This is a genomic window from uncultured Sphingorhabdus sp. (genome assembly GCF_937872355.1).
Lineage (GTDB): Bacteria > Pseudomonadota > Alphaproteobacteria > Sphingomonadales > Sphingomonadaceae > Sphingorhabdus_B.
On sequence record NZ_CALMSV010000084.1, the window covers coordinates 1 to 18,553 of the forward strand.

Annotated in this window: 20 protein-coding genes; 11 read left to right on the forward strand and 9 right to left on the reverse strand. The window is 61.0% G+C overall.

Annotated elements, in window-relative coordinates; all coding sequences use genetic code 11:
• The first annotated feature begins 126 nt into the window (after positions 1-126).
• A complete protein-coding gene (locus Q0239_RS04825; RefSeq protein ID WP_298599256.1) occupies positions 127-1,032 on the forward strand; it encodes a VacJ family lipoprotein in 906 nt (301 codons plus the stop codon).
• Positions 1,033-1,036: 4 nt separating this feature from the next.
• On the opposite strand, the gene Q0239_RS04830 is transcribed toward Q0239_RS04825, so the two are convergent.
• Positions 1,037-1,417, reverse strand: coding sequence for a DUF1330 domain-containing protein (locus tag Q0239_RS04830; protein ID WP_298599258.1), 381 nt, complete (start codon positions 1,415-1,417; stop codon positions 1,037-1,039).
• 55 nt (positions 1,418-1,472) lie between these two features.
• Here Q0239_RS04830 and Q0239_RS04835 point away from each other — a divergent pair, with 55 nt between their 5' ends.
• The 3 genes from Q0239_RS04835 to Q0239_RS04845 all read left to right on the forward strand — a co-directional run bounded on the left by Q0239_RS04835 (position 1,473) and on the right by Q0239_RS04845 (position 3,693).
• Positions 1,473-1,823, forward strand: coding sequence for an arsenate reductase (locus Q0239_RS04835; protein WP_298599261.1), 351 nt, complete (start codon positions 1,473-1,475; stop codon positions 1,821-1,823).
• Positions 1,820-2,620, forward strand: a complete 801-nt coding sequence (locus Q0239_RS04840; RefSeq protein ID WP_298599264.1) for a kinase — start codon at positions 1,820-1,822, stop codon at positions 2,618-2,620. Before Q0239_RS04835 ends, Q0239_RS04840 begins: the two co-directional genes overlap by 4 nt.
• Before the next feature lie 89 nt (positions 2,621-2,709).
• Entirely contained in the window at positions 2,710-3,693 is a 984-nt protein-coding gene (locus Q0239_RS04845; RefSeq protein WP_298599311.1) for a glycerophosphodiester phosphodiesterase, read from the forward strand.
• Here Q0239_RS04845 and Q0239_RS04850 read toward each other — a convergent pair whose 3' ends face one another.
• The 4 genes from Q0239_RS04850 to hemC form a co-directional block, all read right to left on the reverse strand.
• Positions 3,694-4,407, reverse strand: a complete 714-nt coding sequence (locus Q0239_RS04850) for an alpha/beta fold hydrolase (protein ID WP_298599266.1) — start codon at positions 4,405-4,407, stop codon at positions 3,694-3,696.
• A 75-nt stretch (positions 4,408-4,482) separates the two neighbouring features.
• A complete protein-coding gene (locus tag Q0239_RS04855; RefSeq protein ID WP_298599269.1) occupies positions 4,483-5,274 on the reverse strand; it encodes a hypothetical protein in 792 nt (263 codons plus the stop codon).
• A 23-nt stretch (positions 5,275-5,297) separates the two neighbouring features.
• Positions 5,298-5,984 carry a uroporphyrinogen-III synthase gene (locus Q0239_RS04860; RefSeq protein ID WP_298599272.1) on the reverse strand — a complete coding sequence of 229 codons (687 nt, stop codon included), beginning with the start codon at positions 5,982-5,984 and terminating at the stop codon, positions 5,298-5,300.
• Entirely contained in the window at positions 5,981-6,910 is a 930-nt protein-coding gene (gene hemC, locus Q0239_RS04865; protein ID WP_298599275.1) for a hydroxymethylbilane synthase, read from the reverse strand. Before hemC ends, Q0239_RS04860 begins: the two co-directional genes overlap by 4 nt.
• A 41-nt stretch (positions 6,911-6,951) precedes the next feature.
• Here hemC and tsaD point away from each other — a divergent pair, with 41 nt between their 5' ends.
• The 3 genes from tsaD to Q0239_RS04880 all read left to right on the forward strand — a co-directional run bounded on the left by tsaD (position 6,952) and on the right by Q0239_RS04880 (position 10,610).
• Complete coding sequence (gene tsaD / locus Q0239_RS04870; RefSeq protein ID WP_298599279.1) at positions 6,952-7,986, forward strand: tRNA (adenosine(37)-N6)-threonylcarbamoyltransferase complex transferase subunit TsaD; 1,035 nt, start codon at positions 6,952-6,954, stop codon at positions 7,984-7,986.
• The gene (locus Q0239_RS04875; protein ID WP_298599281.1) at positions 7,983-8,969 is read left to right on the forward strand and encodes an NAD(P)H-dependent glycerol-3-phosphate dehydrogenase; all 987 of its coding nucleotides are present in this window, start codon (positions 7,983-7,985) and stop codon (positions 8,967-8,969) included. The genes tsaD and Q0239_RS04875 overlap by 4 nt, the downstream gene beginning before the upstream one ends.
• Before the next feature lie 156 nt (positions 8,970-9,125).
• Positions 9,126-10,610, forward strand: coding sequence for a lipopolysaccharide biosynthesis protein (locus tag Q0239_RS04880; protein WP_298599285.1), 1,485 nt, complete (start codon positions 9,126-9,128; stop codon positions 10,608-10,610).
• 2 nt (positions 10,611-10,612) lie between these two features.
• Here Q0239_RS04880 and Q0239_RS04885 read toward each other — a convergent pair whose 3' ends face one another.
• Entirely contained in the window at positions 10,613-12,397 is a 1,785-nt protein-coding gene (locus Q0239_RS04885; RefSeq protein WP_298599288.1) for an SLC13 family permease, read from the reverse strand.
• 85 nt (positions 12,398-12,482) lie between these two features.
• Here Q0239_RS04885 and uvrB point away from each other — a divergent pair, with 85 nt between their 5' ends.
• Positions 12,483-14,669: an excinuclease ABC subunit UvrB gene (uvrB, locus tag Q0239_RS04890; RefSeq protein ID WP_298599291.1), complete on the forward strand. Its 2,187-nt coding sequence runs from the start codon at positions 12,483-12,485 to the stop codon at positions 14,667-14,669.
• 49 nt (positions 14,670-14,718) lie between these two features.
• A complete protein-coding gene (locus tag Q0239_RS04895) occupies positions 14,719-15,516 on the forward strand; it encodes a CPBP family glutamic-type intramembrane protease (protein WP_298599294.1) in 798 nt (265 codons plus the stop codon).
• Here the strand turns inward: Q0239_RS04895 and Q0239_RS04900 are convergent.
• Entirely contained in the window at positions 15,513-15,893 is a 381-nt protein-coding gene (locus Q0239_RS04900; protein ID WP_298599297.1) for an STAS/SEC14 domain-containing protein, read from the reverse strand. The two genes, Q0239_RS04895 and Q0239_RS04900, sit on opposite strands and share 4 nt — an antisense overlap.
• A gap of 161 nt (positions 15,894-16,054) precedes the next feature.
• On the opposite strand from Q0239_RS04900, the gene Q0239_RS04905 reads away from it, so the two are divergent.
• Positions 16,055-16,798: a methyltransferase gene (locus Q0239_RS04905; RefSeq protein ID WP_298599299.1), complete on the forward strand. Its 744-nt coding sequence runs from the start codon at positions 16,055-16,057 to the stop codon at positions 16,796-16,798.
• Between the two features lie 14 nt (positions 16,799-16,812).
• Here Q0239_RS04905 and Q0239_RS04910 read toward each other — a convergent pair whose 3' ends face one another.
• Together Q0239_RS04910 and Q0239_RS04915 are read right to left on the reverse strand one after the other, a co-directional pair.
• The gene (locus Q0239_RS04910) at positions 16,813-17,517 is read right to left on the reverse strand and encodes a CHAP domain-containing protein (protein ID WP_298599302.1); all 705 of its coding nucleotides are present in this window, start codon (positions 17,515-17,517) and stop codon (positions 16,813-16,815) included.
• Between the two features lie 86 nt (positions 17,518-17,603).
• A complete protein-coding gene (locus Q0239_RS04915) occupies positions 17,604-18,041 on the reverse strand; it encodes a hypothetical protein (protein WP_298599305.1) in 438 nt (145 codons plus the stop codon).
• 138 nt (positions 18,042-18,179) lie between these two features.
• On the opposite strand from Q0239_RS04915, the gene Q0239_RS04920 reads away from it, so the two are divergent.
• A partial coding sequence (locus Q0239_RS04920) for a MerC domain-containing protein (RefSeq protein WP_298599308.1) occupies positions 18,180-18,553 on the forward strand: 374 nt, incomplete at its 3' end.

The following is an 18,553-nucleotide window of genomic DNA, read 5'->3' on the forward strand; positions in this document are numbered from 1 at the left end:
ATAGCCGAAGCGGGGCCGCGGTGAAAGGCCGGATAGTGCATGGCTTCGGCCATCTTGGCCTTGCACCCGAGGGGAAAACTCTCTTATAGATTTGAACAGCGGGGGCGCGGATAAAAGGGACGCAAGATGGGAGCCTCGCTAGCAACAGCCATATTATTTGTGGCCGTTCCAACCGGAGAAGCGGTTCCCGCTCCGACAGCGGAGCCCGTCGGGACAGAGGCATCGGCCCCGGTCGGTATACAGACGGACAATGAACCTCCCTTCGACCTCTCAAAGCTTGAGCCACTGCCGCCGACAACGCCCCCCGAACCGATAGCCGATGAAATTGTCGTCACCGCACGCACCGCCGATCCCCGCGATCCGGTGGAGGCGATCAATGTCGAGGCATTCCAGCTGGTGCAGGGTGCCGATGCCGCTTTGGTCGCACCGGTTGCCGAAGCTTATGAAGAGGCGGTGCCGAGCCCGGTGCGCCAGGGCATTGGCAACTTCCTCAACAATTTGCTCGAACCGGTTGTCGCGCTCAACTTCCTGCTCCAGCTCAAACCGGGGAAGGCGGCAGAAACGCTGGGGCGTTTCGCCATCAACACGACATTCGGGGTCGGCGGGCTTGTCGATGTCGCCAAGACCAAGCCGTTCAACCTGCCGCGACGCCCCAATGGCTTTGCCAATACATTGGGCTTTTACGGGGTAAAGCCGGGGCCCTATTTCTTCCTGCCTCTGATCGGGCCCACCACGCTGCGCGACATGATTGGCGGCGGGATTGACGGGCTGGTCTATCCGACGGTGATCGGAAAGCCGTTCACCCAATTGCATTACACCTTGCCGGCAGGCACGTTGAGCTCGCTCAATTCGAGAATTGCCAATGATTGCGAATTGCGGGCGCTTAACGAAGAAACGGCGGATCCCTATGCCGCGACCCGCGATTATTATCTGTGGCGGCGGCAGGCGCAGATTGATGAATTGAAAGGCAGACAGCCAGCGCCCCTTCCGGTTGGAACGGTTGCCAAATGCAAGACGGGCGCTGAGCGTTAGTCAGTCATTTGGAAGGCAAGCCTTCCGCAACCCAGAAGCGCGAGATGGACGCTTTCTGCCGAATTGGCGCGACTGCCTGGTAATCGGTTGAATGGTAAAAGGCGCGCGCCGCCTCGAAACTGGGATATTCGACGATCACAAAACGTCCGGCAGGTGGCGGCCCCTCCAACTGTTCGACGCGCCCGCCGCGTGCCAGATACTTCCCGCCAAATTTGGCTACCGCCGCACCTGCTACCGGCACATAGGCCTTATAAGCTTCGGCATCAGTCACCTGAACTTCGGCGACAATATAGCCCTTGGGAGCTTGCGCCGGTTTTGCCGCCGCATAACCACCTGCTGCCGCCAAAGAGGCCAGCACCAAAGCCCAACCGACATGTACCCTCATACTTGCCTCCCCTTCTCTATCCGCTAGAGCGTGTCACAATAGTGAGGAATAGCAAATGAGCATCATTTTTTACGGCATCCCCAATTGCGACACGGTGAAAAAGGCGCGCGTCTGGCTAGACGGGAAAGGCATCGCCTATGCCTTTCATGACTACAAAAAAGCGGGCGCGGATGCCGGTAAGCTGAAAAGCTGGTGCACGGAAAAGGGGTGGGAGACGATCCTCAACCGAGCGGGCACGACCTTCAAGAAGCTGCCCGATGACGCGAAAGCTGGGCTGGATGAGGCCAAGGCCATTGCGCTGATGCTAGAGCAGCCTAGCATGATCAAACGCCCGGTGCTCGAATATCCGGGCGGGCTGCTGGTCGGATTCAAACAGCCTGAATGGGAGGCGGCGTTTGGGGCATGAACCCGATTGCGACTGCACTTGCCGGAAAGATCGAAAGTTGGCTGACTCCGGGTGAGCCGCTGATCGTCGGGCTGTGCGGGACGCAGGCCTCGGGTAAGTCGACGGCTTGTGCGCAATTGGCCGAGCATTTCACCGGTCAGGGGTTGCGGGTCGGCACCTTGTCGCTCGACGATCTCTATCTCGGGCGCACCGTGCGGGCAGGACTGGCGGAGCAGATACATCCGCTATTTGCAACGCGCGGGCCGCCGGGGACGCACGATACTGCTATCGGCATCGCGACGCTTGATGCCGTAAAGGCAGGTCGTTCGGTAATGCTGCCGCGGTTTGACAAGCGGGCCGACGAGCCCTTGTCCTCGCGCGAATGGCCGCTGCTTGATGGGCCTTGTGCCCTGTTGTTGTTTGAAGGCTGGTGTGTCGGGGCCAAGCCGGTGCCGCACGATCTGCTTGCCCAACCGGTGAACGATCTCGAGCGCGACGATGACCCGGAGGGCGTCTGGCGCAGCTTTTGGAACGCACATCTCGCTAGCGAAACAGCCCAGCTGTTCGCCCGCATCGACCGGCTGGCCTATCTGCGCCCGCCCTCGTTTGAGGTCGTACATAAATGGCGCTGCGAGCAGGAACATGGCTATCAGGCGCAGGACGGGGCGCAGCGTGCCGCTGCCGCGATGACCGACGAACAGGTCGCCCGCTTCATCGCCCATTATGAACGACTGACGCGCTGGATCATGGAAGAGATGCCCGGTCGCGCGGATGTAACAATCCAGTTGGATGAAGCGCGCACCCCGGTTTCTGTTTAGGAGCGTGCATGAAATTCAAATTGCTACTCTGCGTCGCGCTGGCCTTGTCTGCCTGCACCAGCGGCACCGCCAATGAAGGAAAGTCTGCCATGGCCAAGGACCCGATCATTATTGCCCATCGCGGCGCCAGCGGTGAACGCCCCGAGCACACAGTCGCCAGTTACACGCTCGCGATCGAGCAAGGCGCGGACTATATCGAGCCCGATCTGGTTTTGACCAAGGATGGCGTGCTCGTGGCGCGGCACGAGAACGAGATTTCCGAAACCACCGACGTTGCCGACAGACCCGAATTTGCCGACCGCAAAGCAACCAAGACCATTGATGGCGCAAAGATGACCGGCTGGTTTACCGAGGATTTCACGCTCGCCGAGTTGAAGACGCTGCGCGCCAAGGAACGGCTGCCGATGCTGCGCAAGGCCAACATGGCATTTGATGGCCAGTTCGAAATCCCGACCTTTGAAGAGATCATCCTGCTCGCCAAAGCCAAAGAAAAGGAAACAGGCCGCCGCATCGGCATCTATCCCGAGACCAAACATCCCAGTTATTTTTCCGCTATCGGCTTGCCCCATGAGGCACCCCTGCTCGCGATGCTGCAGAAGCATGGCTATACGCAGAAAGACGATCCGCTGTTCATCCAGAGTTTCGAGGTCGGCAATCTGAAGGCGCTGCGCGGCAAGACAAAGCTGCGGCTGATCCAGTTGATGTCAAAGGATGACGGACCGGCGGACGATCCAGCGACCAAATATGCGTCGATGGACACGCCCGACGGGCTTAAGGCGGTCGCGGCCTATGCTGACGGTATCGGCGTTGAAAAGGCGATGGTCATTCCGCGTACGTTGCTCGGCAATCTGGGCGAACCGACCTCGCTTGTCGCCGATGCGCATGCGGCAAGTCTCGACGTCCATATCTGGACCTTCCGGCGCGAAAATTACTTCCTGCCCCTCGGCCAGCGAAGCGGGCTCAATCCGGCAGGCCATGGCGATCTGGTGGCTGAGATCAAAGCCTTCCTCGCCACTGGAATCGACGGCTTTTTTAGCGACAATGTGGCAGAGGCGGTTGCAGCGGCGCGCTGATCAGGCGACTATCGCACGCGCAACAGCGCGGATGGCTTCCGGATCGGCGATGAACGCCATATGTGAGCAATCGAGCTCGGTCGATTGATCCGACTCTCCGATCCGACCGCGCGCGGCATCGGGTGCTACAACACCGTCTCGTTCCGACCAGAAGGCGAAGGTCGGCACGGGCGGTTTTTCATGCAGCACCGCCTCGACAGGCGGATTGTCGACCGCGTGGCCGGCGACAAATTCATAGACCCGCCAGGCATTGTTCGCGCGCGGATGCGCTGAAAAGGGGCTGCCGAGCGTGATGACGCGCGAGACACGATGCGGTGCGCGCTTGGCATATTCGCGGGCAATGATACCGCCCAAGCTCCAGCCCACCAAAGCTGCCGGATGGTCGATTCCACGCTGGTCAAACTGTCGGTCGATCTGCTCGAACAATTCAGCGGAGACACCGCCATTGCGTCCGAGACCCCAGCCATGCGCCCGGAACCCCGCGCCATCTAGCGAGCGGCGCAAACGGGCGGTGGTCCGGTCAGAGGCCAGAAAACCGGGAATGACAAAAACATGCTGGCCCTGCCCATCGACTTCCAGCGGCACCGGTGGCGCGAAGGTGGCGCGAATGCGCGTTGAAGCAAAGCCCACAACCTCGCGCACCAGCAGCGGCAGGGGAGGTGGCGCTATGCGGTCTTCATATGCGGCCAGAATCGAGAGCGGGGGCGTCGCCATGGCGACGGTTTAAGCCGATTGGAGATTTATGAAAGATTTATGACACAACCCACTGGCCGCTTTTTGCGAAAACGATCAGGTTGCAGGGGATTCAATCTCAGGCTGCGTTGCGCCGGATGGCGCAATTGTATCGGGCGCTGGAGCAATCATGGGCTGTTGCGCAACCATCGGCATGGCAAGAGCGGCCTTTTCAAGGCTATCGAGCGCCCGCTGTGTTTCGACATAGCGTCGCGCCTTGGCCAGCCAGTCTTGTGCATTCGCCGCCCCCGGCATGGCCGAAACCAGTCGCATGGCCGATTCCACATTTCCGGTGAGGATCAGGTCGCGCGTCCGGGCAATCTGGGCATCGGCCAATGGTGGCGGAGCGTCAGACATGTGGAGCACGAACATGGTCGAAAGCTCGTGCCGGATCCGCGTCCATGACATTTCGGGATCGCGGTTCAGGCTTGGTGCAACGGCATCAAATTCGGTGGCAAGCTTGACGGGCGTCAATCCATCTTTCGTCGCCGCACGGATACGCGCCAGCGCTTGTGGCTGGCTTTGCCCAAAGGCTGCATCAAGCCGCGGCTCGATCTCGCCAAGTGGAGCACCAGCCCCAATCGCCCTACGCGCTGCCATAGCAACCAGCATGGCTTCGGTACGGGCCGAGTCGGCGATTGGTTGAAGGATTTGGGGGGCGACGGGTGCTGCCAGCATCGGGTTAACCGCTGGCGGTGCAACCTCGGGCATTGGCGCAACGGGCGCTTCCGGAGCCGAATACGCAACGTCCCCCCATGGCGAAAGCCCTGATGAAGACAGCCAACTAACTGCCAATCCGCCACCGACAAACGCCAATATCGACAGTGCAACGCCTGCTCGCCAGTTCAAACCCTGTCCCCTTGCGACCCTGATTATGCGCCCTGCTTAACAAGGGCGTGCGCCGCCGACAACAGGGCTTGGTCATCGGGGCGTTCGGCAATGGCAATTCCGCGCCAGCCCGCCCCGGCGGCTTCGGTAATTGCGATAGAAAAAGCGGCGACCGTAATGTCTTCGCGGGACAGTCGACTGCTATCGACAAATTCAGCGAACCGGCGTGCTGCGCGAGCCGAATGGAGCACAACAATACCCACACCGGCAATGATATCGGCTGTATCGACGGGTAGTTCGACAGGTTCGGAAGAATAAGTGATCTGCGTCTCGAGTTGCATGCCCGGTGGTGTATCGAAATCGGTCTGATCCTCGCCCGCCAGCCAAAGCAGCCGGTGATGGCCCGCAGTATTTGCAGCCCGCAACGCCTCTTTGACGCCGTGCTGACCAACTGAAGCAAGCTTCAGACCCGATGCAGCGACCGCATCAGCAGTGTTCTGGCCGACACTATGTACCGGCAAGCCCTGATAGGCCAACAGTCCGGCGCCTGCATGGCGCACCGCATTGGCGCTGGTAATCAGTAATGCGTCGAATTGCGCAGGGTCGGAGGCTTGCCATACACGGGGGCGAACCTCGAAAAAGGGCAGCTGGATTGGGTCGAATCCGGCATCGCGCGCGCGACTTGCGCTTGCATCATTGCCCGGCTGCGGGCGGATGATGAGCAGCTTCATCCCTCGAACAACGCGCGCAATTCGGGCGAGGCTGCGTCGAGCAGTTGGCGGGCCAGCCTGGCGGGAGCTTCCACATCATCGGGATTGAAGGCAATTGCTCCCTCCCGTCGCTCACTGCCATCCTCGCGCAGTATCTCGCCCTTGAGCGTCAGTATGTCGCCTTGCCAGATGGCTTGCGCCGCGACCGGCGAATGGCATGTGCCGCCCAGCGCTTCAAGGAAGGCGCGCTCGGCCATCACGGACGTGAACGTTGGCAGGTCGTTGATAGGCACCATCAAGGCCGCAATTTCGGTACGTTCGACGAGGCAATCGATACCGATCGCACCTTGCGATGCGGCGGGCAGCATTTCCGACGTCTCGATAGCGTTTCCGATATTGCCCTGACCCAAGCGGGCGAGCCCTGCCGCCGCGAGCAAGGTCGCCTGAAATTCGCCGTTCACAACTTTGGATAATCGCGTCGCCACATTGCCCCTGATGCTGTCGGTGACGATATCGGGACGGAGAGCTTTCAGCTGCGCCGCACGTCTTGGGCTGGAGGTGCCAACCTTGGCCCCTTGGGGGAGCGCGGCGATGCTATCCGCCCCTATCAGCCGGTCGCGCACATCGGCACGCGGTAGCATTGCGGCAATGCGAAAAATGCCGGCACGGACGGTTTCGACATCCTTCATCGAATGCACTGCAATGTCGATTTCGTGCTCAATCAGTGCGCGTTCCAGTTCCTTGGTCCACAACGCCTTGCCACCAATTTCAGCAAGCGGGCGGTCCTGCACCTTGTCCCCGCTCGACAGCATCGGGACAAGGAGGACAGCGGCTTCATCCCAGCCATGTGCCGCGATCAGGGCGGCCTTGGTCATCTCCGCCTGCGCCAAAGCGAGCGGGGAAGAACGGGTGCCGATGCGTAACGGATTGGTGGCGCTTAGGGTCATGCGGCTTGTCCATAGCGGGGCACATCCCTAAGGGGAAGCCGATGGCAGTGATTTTGGGCCTTGAATCGAGTTGCGATGAAACCGCAGCCGCGCTGGTGCGTTCGGATCGCACGATATTGAGCCATGCGCTGGCAGGGCAGGAGGATCATCACCGGGCCTTTGGCGGGGTGGTGCCAGAGATTGCCGCACGTGCCCATGCCGAGCTGATGACGCCTTTGGTCGAAACCGCGCTTGCCGATGCCGGGATGACGTTGAGGGATGTCGATGCGATCGCCGCGACTGCAGGGCCGGGGCTGATCGGTGGGGTCATGGTTGGGCTGGTGACAGCCAAGGCATTGGCGATGGCGGCGAACAAGCCGCTGATTGCGGTCAATCACCTCGAAGGCCACGCGCTTTCACCGCGCCTGATCGATCCTGAGCTGGAATTTCCTTATCTGCTCCTCCTTGTTTCGGGCGGACATTGCCAGTTGCTGCGGGTCAATGGCGTCGGCGATTATGACCGGCTGGCGACCACCATCGACGACGCCGTGGGCGAGGCGTTTGACAAAAGCGCCAAGATTTTGGGTCTCGGCTTTCCCGGCGGCCCTGCGGTCGAAAAGGCCGCCAAGCTGGGCGATGCGAAGGCCGTCCCGCTGCCAAGGCCGTTGAAGGGCGCGGACGAGCCGCATTTCAGCTTTGCCGGTCTTAAAAGCGCGGTTCTGCGCGCGCATGAGGCAGGCACGCACAATCCCGAAGATATTGCCGCCTCCTTCCAGCAGGCTGTGGTTGATTGCCTCGAAGACCGCCTCGAATACAGCCTGTCGCGGATTGATCCGCTCGGCGCGCTGGTGGTCGCCGGCGGGGTAGCAGCGAACGATGCGATCCGTGCGATGCTGCAGCGCGTAGCGGAGCGGTACGGCATGCGCTTTGTCGCGCCGCCGCATTGGCTGTGCACCGATAATGGCGCGATGATCGCCTGGGCGGGCGCGGAACGCTTTGCCGCCGGATTGACCGACCCACTCGATGTCGCTGCACGTCCCCGCTGGCCGCTCGACCCGGATGCAGAGGCCGTGCGCGGCGCAGGAGTGAAGGCATGAGCGGACAGCCCATCGGCATCATCGGTGCAGGCGCATGGGGCACTGCGCTTGCCAGCGTGATGGCGCAGAACCATGCAGAGGTGCTGCTTTGGGCACTTGAGCCCGAGGTGGTCGAGGCGGTGAATGCGGGGGAGGGCAATCCGCTCTACCTCCCCAATCTCGCGCTGCCGCCGCAGATCCGCGCCACCGGCAACTTGGCCGACATGGCCGCCTGTTCGGCGCTGTTGCTGGTGACGCCCGCGCAGCATTTGCGCGGCACGCTCGAGCGTCTGCCTGAAACCGATGCACCCTTGCTGCTCTGCGCAAAGGGGATTGAGGCGGGCACGCAGATGCTGGTTTCTGAAGTCGTCGCCGAACTGCGCCCGAACAATCCGCTCGCCGTGCTCTCCGGACCCACCTTTGCGCATGAAGTGGCGGCAGGAAAACCGACCGCGATTACGCTCGCCTGCGAGAGCGAGGCGATGGGCAAGCTGTTGATGCGGCTGGTCGCAACGCCTGCCTTCCGGCCATATTGGTCCGACGATGTCGTGGGCGCGGAGATAGGCGGGGCGGGGAAGAATGTGCTCGCCATTGGTTGCGGCGTTGTCGATGGCGCGGGGCTGGGGCTCAACGCGCGCGCCGCCCTGATCGCGCGCGGCTTTGCCGAGATGCAGCGATATGGCCTCGCCCGCGGGGCGCAGGCGGAAACGCTGGCCGGGCTTTCAGGGCTGGGCGATCTGGTGCTCACCTGCTCTTCCGAAAACAGCCGCAATTTCTCTTTGGGTCGTGGGCTCGGGCAGGGCAAGGCCGCGGCCGATCTGATGGCCGACCGGCGCACCGTGGCGGAGGGCGCGTTCACCGCACCCGTCCTGCTGCAATCGGCGCAATCGCTGGACGTAGAGATGCCGATTGTCGCGGCGGTTTGTGCATTGCTCGATGGCAGCGCCAACGTCGGCCAGGTGGTCGAAGCGCTGCTTTCCCGTCCGTTAAAGGCCGAAAGGTGACAAGGCGCTTTCATTGCCCTACCATCTAGTTTCACACCGCAGTCCTGAGCTTGTCGAAGGACGTTTGTCAGCCTTGGCGCAAACCTTGAGGCGTCCTTCGACAGGCTCAGGACTGCGGTATATGTTCAAACCTATTGCCCGCAAACGGAGGGGAGTTTGACGGCAACGGTGCCTGACCAGAACGAAGCCGATCTGAAGGCGCTTGCCAAGGGCGGGCGGACCAATGTGTTCGGCTTTGTCCTGCGGCTGCTGGCACGCTTGCCGTTCCTGTTCATCGCCGGGCGGTTCTACGGGCCGGAGGTGCTCGGGCGCTTCGCCTATGCCGTGCTGATCGTCGAATTTGTCGCCCAACTGGCGACGCTGGGCCTGCGGCGCGGGCTGGCCGAGGCGCTGTCGCGGCAGGACCGGCCCGATACCCATGTCGTCGGCGACGCGATGCTGGTGGGGACGATTGCCTCGGCATTGGGCGCGGCGGTGCTGATCGCTTTGCCCTGGCTGATGTTCCCGAACAGCGAACTCAATGGCCTTGACCGTTTCCTGCCAATCACGATTTTCGCGATTGTCTGGACCGATATTGCCTTGGCCGCACTGGCTTATCGCTTCGACGTCGCCTCCACGGTGCGCGCGCGGGCGATTGTCGAGCCGTGGACGATCAGCATCGCGGCGGGCCTTTTGGTTTTCTATTCGACCCGCGACGGCCTGATCCTCAGCTATGTCGCCTCGATGCTGGCGGCGATGCTCACCGCTTTGTGGCCGCTCTGGCGCAGCTATGGCACGCCGCAGGGCTGGCGACCGCGCCCCGTCGAGCTCTACCTGCTCGCGCGCCGCACCCTGCTTTTGGCGGGGGGGGAGGCGATCGAAGGGGGCGGCAGGCGTTTTGACCCCGCCACCCTCGGCCTCTTTGCCACCCCCGCCGTGGTCGGGATTTACTATGTCGCGCAACAGGTCGCCAGCCTGCCGCAGAAACTGAAATCGAGCTTCGATCCGATCCTCGGCCCCGTCATCACCCGCAATCTGCAGGCGAAAAATTATGGGGAGATTGCACGGCAGGTCGGCCAGGTTGGCTTCTGGATCATCGCTGCACAGGCGGGCATCGCGCTCGCGCTCGGCATACCGGGTGAGGCGGTGATGGGGCTGGTCGGGCCGGAATTTGTCGGCGGCACCGCGGCTATGGCCTTTCTGCTCGCGGCGGAGGTTGCCGCGGCGACCGCTGTCGTCAGCGAAAGCGCGCTGGTCTATATGGCGCGGCACAGGAACCTCCTGCTCTCGCTCGGCATGCTCGCCTTGCAGGTGGTGCTCAGCCTGATCCTGATCGAGCTAGTCCCGCTGCTCGGGCTGAAGCCTGAATATACCGGCCTCGCCCAAGCCGCCGCGGTCGCCTGCGCGCTGATGCTCGCGCTGGGCGCGGCCTCGCTGGCAAAGGCGGTGCTGCTGGCACGGTTGTTGGGTGAGCCGCTCTCGATCTGGCGCTGGAGCCTGCTGCCAGCGGTGGCCGCCGCGATCCTGATCGGCATCGGCGCGACGCGCCTGCCCGAATGGGCTGAGCTGGCACTGGGCGTGCCCGCGATCCTTGGCGTATATCTGTGGGTGATCTGGCGCTGGGGCTTTGGGCCAGAGGATCGGGTGCTGTTCAAGAAATAGTTCTACATACCGTATCGCAACGCCAACAGAATCGACAGAGTCACGACCATCAAAACCACAAGCGGTACGCCGGTTCGTACATAGTCGCCGAAATTGTAATTGCCTTCAGACATGATCATCATGTTCGTCTGATACGCTACCGGAGTGGCATAGCAGAGATTGCAGCCGAACAGGACGGCCAGCACCAATGGCTCCGGCGGCAGTCCGAGGCTTTGGGCGAGGCTGTACGCAATAGGTGTGCCCACGGCAGCCGCAGTTGCGTTTGAGGCGAAGTTGGTAAGTGCGGTTACGAAAAGCATGATCGCTGCCAATATTCCGGCAGGAGGAAGATATTGTAGGCCTGCAGCAAGCAAGTCGCCCAGCCATGCCGCCGCCCCGGATACCAGCACAAATTTGCCAAGCGCGATGCTGGAAGCAACCAGCACGATGACCTTAGCTGACAGGGCTCGACCCACCCGCTCGAACTTGACGCAACCCGTCAGGAACATCAGCACAGCCCCGCCCAGGGCGGAAATCGCGATGGGCATCAACCCAAAGCTGGCTAACGCCACTGCCCCAATCATGATAGTCAATGCGAGGGCTGCTTTGCTTGATCGCGGCATGTCGCGCCCGCCTTCGACTATCAGCAGGCCGGCATCCTGAGCAAAGCCCTGCAATGCATTCTGCGTACCTAATGCCAGCAGCAGGTCGCCTTCGCCCATCGGAGCATCCGCGCTGTCTATTCGGGTCTCACCCAACAGCCTCCGCGCGTGATGTACGCCTAAGATGGCTACATCTTCGATTCCTGCGGTTTGCAACGTGTTGCCAATCAGTCGCGAATCAGGCGTGATGGCCATTTCGACCATCATCAGATCGTCTCTCAGTCTGGCGGATTCACGTTGCAATCGGGTCAGCAACCATACAGGAGCGAGCGCCCCACCAGTCAGTTGTGCGGCTTCCTCAAGCGCTTCCTGCGGGCCGCAGAGCGCTAACCGGGTATCGGTATCGACCAATCTTTCAGAATCGCCAGCCAACACTATGCTGACCGGTAGCATTGCGCGCAACTGACCTACGGCCTTGCCAATTGACGCTGAACCTGCAGAAAAACGTAGTGTAGCATGGAACGGGCGGGGGTCGCGTCCGTCGACAACCGAATTGTCAGGCAGCAAGCGAGGCATCACCAGCCAGATATATGGCAGCGCCACCAAAGAGGCAGCTAGTACGATCGGGGTGTAGTGGAACACACTGATGGGTGGCATGCCCAGATCTGTGGCGATCGACACCACAAGCAGGTTGGTCGAAGTGCCGATAGTCGTCGCCATACCGCCAATCAGGATCGCGCTGTTGACCGGTATCAGTGTTTTGGATGCAGGCATTCCCCCTTTTGTGGCCAACTGGACGAGGATAGGCAGTAGCAGCACCAGCACAGGCGTATCGTTAATGATCATACTAAAGCCAAACGCTGCCAGCAAGGTCACCAGCAAACCGCCTTGCCGGTTGAAAAGCCAGATGCGGTTGAGCGCCCGGGCGGCTGGATCCAACGCACCAGTGACCACCAGCCCGCGCCCCATGATCATGAGCGCGCAAATTGTGACTAGGGCATGATGGCCGAAGCCTTCGAATGCCAGCACCAGCCCGTCACGCGCGGTTCCGCTAGGTAGTGGAAAGAAATAGAGCCCCAGCGCAATTGCGCCGATGGTAAGAAGCGAGACGATCTCGACTGCGACTTTGCCCCTGACAAAGCCATAGAACATTGCAAAGGCAAGCAGCATCGCAGCAGCGGCATGAGGGCTGGGCAAGCCTGTCATGATTGCCATCATGGGCAAAGGCTTAGAAAATGGCAAGTTTCGACACCCCCTTGCCCCCCGCCCCAATCGCGTACATATAGCGAACATGTCAAACCTCATCATCCGCCGGGGCCTTGAGGAACCCGAAACCGACGGCAGTTTCACGCCGCATCGGCCGGCGCGGCCGCCCAAGGTGGAGGGGGGGAAGCCGTTCAAGCTGGTTTCGGATTATCAGCCTGCGGGGGATCAGCCTACGGCAATCAAGGAACTCGTTGAAACCGCGCTGGCGGGGGAGAAGGATCAGGTGCTGCTCGGCGTCACCGGATCGGGCAAGACCTTTACGATGGCCAAGGTGGTGGAGGCGCTGCAGCGCCCCGCTTTGGTGCTCGCGCCCAACAAGATCCTCGCGGCGCAGCTTTATGGCGAGTTCAAAAGCTTCTTTCCCGAAAACGCGGTCGAATATTTCGTCAGTTACTATGACTATTACCAGCCAGAGGCCTATGTGCCGCGCAGCGACACCTATATCGAGAAGGAAAGCTCGGTAAACGAGGCGATTGACCGGATGCGCCATTCGGCCACGCGCAGCTTGCTCGAACGCGACGATGTGCTGATCGTCGCCTCGGTTTCCTGCCTTTACGGTATCGGATCGGTCGAAACCTATTCGGCGATGATCTTTGATCTGAAAGTCGGCGAAAGCGTTGATCAGCGCGAACTGATCCGCAAGCTCGTCGCACTCCAATATAAACGCAACGACGCCGCCTTTGCGCGCGGCAATTTCCGCGTGCGCGGCGATAATCTGGAGCTCTTCCCCAGCCATTATGAAGACATGGCCTGGCGCATTTCGATGTTTGGCGACGAGGTGGAGGAGATTGTCGAATTCGATCCGCTCACCGGCAAGGCGGGGGCAAAGCTGAACGCGATCCGCGTCTATGCCAACAGCCACTATGTCACCCCCGGGCCGACGATGAAGCAGGCGACCGAGGCGATCAAATTCGAACTTGCGCATAGGCTGGAGGAGCTGGTCGCCGAGGGCCGCCTGCTAGAGGCGCAGCGGCTGGAGCAGCGGACCAATTTTGACCTGGAGATGATCGCAGCGACGGGCAGTTGCGCGGGGATCGAGAATTATTCGCGCTTCCTCACCGGCCGCCTGCCCGGCGAGCCGCCGCCGACGCTGTTTGAATATCTGCCCGATAACGCCCTGCTCTTTGTCGATGAAAGCCACCAGACGGTGCCGCAAATCGGCGCAATGGCGCGCGGGGACCATCGGCGCAAGCTGACCCTCGCCGAATATGGCTTTCGCCTGCCGAGCTGCATCGACAACCGGCCTTTGCGCTTCAACGAATGGGATGCGATGCGCCCGCAGACTGTCTGCGTATCGGCAACCCCCGGCAATTGGGAAATGGAACAGACGGGCGGGGTCTTCGCCGAACAGGTGATCCGCCCCACCGGCCTCATCGACCCGCCGGTCGAGATCAAGCCGGTCGAGGATCAGGTGCAGGATTGCATCAACGAATGCCGAAAGACGGCGGAAGCCGGATACCGCACGCTCGTCACCACGCTGACCAAGCGGATGGCCGAGGATCTGACCGAGTTCATGCACGAGGCGGGGCTGCGCGTCCGCTATATGCACTCGGATGTGGAGACGCTCGAGCGTATCGAGCTGATCCGCGATTTGCGGTTGGGCGTCTATGATGTGCTGGTTGGCATCAACCTGCTGCGCGAGGGGCTGGACATCCCCGAATGCGGGCTGGTGGCCATATTGGATGCCGACAAGGAAGGGTTCCTGCGGTCAGAAACCTCGCTGATCCAGACGATCGGCCGCGCCGCGCGCAATGTCGACGGGCGGGTGATCCTCTATGCCGACCGCGTCACCGGCAGCATGGAGCGCGCGATGCGCGAAACCGACCGGAGGCGCGAGAAGCAGCGCGCCTATAATGAGCTGCACGGCATCACCCCGACCACGATCAAGCGCAACATCCACAATATTGTGGCGGATACAGCGTCACGTGACGGCGTGCTGGTGGAGATCGACGCGGAGGGCGCCAACAACCTCGTCGGCCACAATCTGCGCGCCTATATCGAGGAGCTCGAAAAGAAAATGCGCGCCGCCGCCGCCGATCTGGAATTCGAAGAAGCCGGGCGCCTGCGCGACGAAATCCGCGCGCTGGAGGCAGAGGAATTGGGCCTGCCGCACGAACAGCGTGTCACCGCGCCGAAGGGCCGCGCGAGCGAGGGCAAACCGGGGACGCGGAAGTTGCGCTTTGGGAAAACGCAGCGGAAATTTGGGCGGTAGTCACAGCAGTCGATGGCAAGAAGACGCCGGATATGTTAGCGCAGCCAATATGCGGACATTAGCTGCAATCTGGCGAGCGCCCTTGGTTTCCACATTCCTATTCTGGCTGGCGGCGCTGGTCATCCTGCTGCTATCAGCCATGGCTTCCAGCGTCGTTCCCTCCGCCTATAAATCATTGGCCTGGGGGTTACCCGCATCGCTGGCGCTATATGCACTTGCCCGCTGGTTTGCCTTGCGCCGCACATTGGCGGTACCAGACGCGGGGTTACGGCACGACAGGCGGACCATCGCCCGGCTGGGTGCAGGATTGGCGATTGGCGTAGCAACCTATGGGGTAACATTGGGTACCAATGCCTTGCTTTTTGGCCCCATCCGTTTTGCCGTGGCGGCAGAGCCCGATATGTCGGCGGCTTTGATCTTTTTTGGCGGGCTGGCAGCAACCGTCCTCATGGAAGAACTCGCTTTCCGAAGCTTTGCGTTCTGGAACAGCATTGCGGTGCTGGGTGGTATCGGTGGTCAACTCTTGGTGGCTCTGGCTTTTGCCCTGTTGCACATTGGCTATGGCTGGCCGCTGGAAACAGTCCTTCTCGGCGTTTTGCCCAGCGCGGTGTTGTTTGGTGCCGCCGCTTATGTCTCCCGCAGCCTGGCTTTGCCATTCGGGGTTCATTTCGGCGTCGTATGCGGGAGAACAATCAGCGGGGAATCCGGGAATAATTTGATCCTGGCGATGGATACCAGCGGAGTTGACGCCGGAATGGCGGCGGCTTTTGCACCCTATGTCAGCGCGGCCGTCCCGCTTCTGGTGGCGGTGATACTGTTTTGCCTTTATCGAAAGCGCGCCGCCTAATCCGCTGCCTTCCCTACATCGCCTATCTTTGCCCAGGTGCGGGCATATTCGAGTTGATCCAGCCCAAATGTCCGGATGGCTGCCGGATAGAAAGGCGCGAACATACGCGTCATCGGGCCGATCCAGCCATTGTCGCTGACCACAGCGGCGCGGTGGATGAAGTTGCGGTGTGAGAGGTGGAAGAGCAGATCCTTCCACCACACCTGCGCGTCGACCCAACCGATATCGCGGACGACCTCGACCACGTTCAGTTGCTCGTGCGTCTTCAGCAGTTCGTCGACGGCATCGACCGCCTGCTGATATTCATCCTTGTGAACCACCCCGTCGACGGTGAGTTCTAGATATCCGGCCTTCACGTCCTTTTCGACCTTGAGCATGTCTGCCTCCTAGGCTGCTGTTTGCGCCATGATGGCAGACTGCGACGGATTGTCATTGACCGCGGTCAAATCGACCAACGCCGTGACGGTTTCGACCGGAGCGATTGTCTTCGCGCCCCAACAGGCGCATCATTATGCGATCAGGAAGAGGGAGCATCCTTATGCGCAAATGGATCATCGCCGCCGCACTTGTCGCCATGCCGGTCACACTCGCTGCCAAGGGCCAGCCCAACTGGCTAGCCATAGAAGGCCGCGCAGCGGCGGACATCAAGCAGGATGAGGGCCGAAAGCCGGTTGAGACGCTGCAGTTTCTTGGCCTCAAAAAGGGCATGGCCGCGCTCGATTACATGACGGGCGGCGGCTATTATGCCGAAATCATGGCCAAGGCCGTCGGCCCCAAGGGCAAGGTGACCGCTTGGAATCCTTCAGGCTTTGCAGGCAGCGATCCGGTGAAGGCGAAATGGGCCGATATCGCTGTGCGCGCACCGGCGATCGGCTATGCCACAGGCGCGTTCGACAGTTGGGAGGCGCCCGCTAACAGCTATGATTTCGCGCTGTTCCATCTGGTCTATCATGACCTCTATTGGCAATCCGAACGCTTCAACGTGCCGAAGACCGATCCCGATGCCGTGCTCAAGCGGTTGTACAAGGCTATGAAACCCGGCGGGATTGTAGGCGTGGTCGATCATGTCGGCTCCAAGGGTGATACCCGCGCGACTGTCGATGCAGTGCACCGGATTGATCCTGAAACGGTCAAAGCCGATTTCGCCCGGGCGGGGTTCAAGCTGGTCGGCGAAAGCCAGCATCTGCGCATGCCGGGGGACGATTATGCGAAAAACGTCTTCGACCCGGCGCTGCGCGGTAAGACCGACCGTTTCGTGTACAAGTTCAAAAAGCCGAAATAGGACCGCCCAAGAATTCAGCTTTTCCGGCTGCGCTTCGCTTCTTTCTTCGCGGTCTTGTCGATTTCCGCGAGCAGCCCGGATGACAATGAGAAACCGGCGGGTTTGACGGTGTTCTTAGCAGCCGCAGCTGATGCGATGCGCAGAGATGGGCGTTCGGGCTTGGCGGGTTCCAGAATTGCCGGCTTGGCAGAAGGGCGTGACGGAGGCGTTTTGGCGAGCACGGCGGCGAGCGCGGCGCGGGCCTCTTTCTCCTTGCGAGCCTTCTCGGGATAGATGAAGCCGTGCAGCGGCCATTCATTGCCGCCCAGCGCGCTATTGGGGGTGTACCAGACGCGCACCCGGCTCCAGTCGTTGTCTTCGGACCCATGGATCACGCGGCCTTTTCCCTCAATAGCCCCGCGGAGCCCGTCAATCGCCGACCAATTGGCATGGCTGATGAGTAGCGTACCCTTGTCGAGTATTTTGCGTACCGCCGCAACATGGCCGAGCCGCATATTGCCGTGCGGGCGGAATGCCATCACCGCACCGACCTTGGGCGTTTCGCCGCGTTGGTAGCGGCCCTCCGCCTGATCCCACCAGGTATGGGCGTCGCCGAAGATGGTCACGCCGGTCAGCGCGCGGGCAAAGGGCACGCATTGCAACCCTTCATAGAGCGCATTGGCGGGCGCGTTGGCCAGGCCGATCGCGAGCAGGGCAGGGAGGATGAATCTGGTCCGCATGGCAGGGCTGTTAGCCCCGCCATGGTCAAATCGTGGCTAAGTCATATGGTTAACGGCGGTGCAAGAATTGCACTGCCGATTGGTTGTCAGCGCAGCAACCCCTGCGCCCTTTTTTTGCGGGCATAGACGAACAGTGCGATTAATACGATCCAGATGAAGGCCATCATCGCGATCTGTCCGGCACCAAACAGCTTTGCAAAGTCGACACCAGACAGGCCGAAATGCCATAGAGTGCTGACCGCCAATCCCAATAATGACGCACCAAAGGCGGCCACGGCATGGCGGTTGCGCATCAGAAGCAGCACCGAACCTAATACCGAGCCCCAAACGCCCAAAGCCCAGAATGCCTCCATCCAGGTTGGAAAGCTGTCGAGATAGGCGCGCTGTTCGGCTGTCATCTGAGCCAGATAGGCGGCGTTCTTTGTCTGCGACATCACATAATCGACGGCGCCAAAGGCGTTCCACAACAGCGACAGTCCGCTGATGATCCAGAATCCGACTGGTGTTTTGTTTTCGCTGTTCATTTCAGTTCTCCCCCGAGAAGGTCTTAACATAATGCAAATATGCGCCGACTGCAAACGCGTTATCCGGCCGCCCTTCTCAAATGATATGTTGTAACGTCGGACGAGATTTGCCATATAGCGACTCAGGAAGGCACATTTGTGATCGCATTGCAGGCATATTGGCGCGAAAAGCGTTGGGACGGGCTCGGTCTGAGCCTTGCCGGCCTGTGCCTTGTCCACTGCCTGGCCACGTCGGTGATGCTTGCTTTGCTGGCTTCGGCTGGTGGTTTCCTCTTTTCGCCGCTTGTGCACGAAGTCGGCCTAGCGCTGGCGATCGTTTTTGGGATCGTGGCGCTGGTTAAGGGCTTGTTCGAACATGGTTTCATGATGCCCGCGGCGATCGGTTCGCTCGGCATCGGCGTGATGTCCGGCGCGCTCACCCTGCCGCATGGCGGGACAGAGATCGTCTATACGATGGTGGGCGTCGCGATATTGGCACTCGGCCACGATCTGAACCTGCGCGCTTCGCGCTA